General features: G+C 63.3%; 1 protein-coding gene. It reads right to left on the reverse strand.

Translation table 11 applies throughout. The features are described 5' to 3' along the window. The coding region (locus AC5SEO_RS26925; RefSeq protein ID WP_495364210.1) for a hypothetical protein at positions 1-240 on the reverse strand (240 nt) is incomplete at both ends.

Raw genomic sequence — 240 nt, forward strand, 5'->3', positions numbered from 1 at the left:
GGAGGTCGCGGTTGTTTTCGAGGAAGATGATCCGGTCACCGGGGCCGAAGGCGCGCTTGCCGTTATTGGTCTGGAACACGCGTTCTCCAACATCCTCATCACCCACACGGTCCGCACCATTCCCACGCCCCGCACTGGCGTCCAGCCCGGGGCTGCGCACCAGTCTTTGTCTGTTTTGAAGTTCAGAGCGGATGGCGGCATTGAGGGCGCGCACATCGGCGCGGCGATGCGCCATGGCAA

This window comes from Agrobacterium sp. K11, from assembly GCF_059429395.1.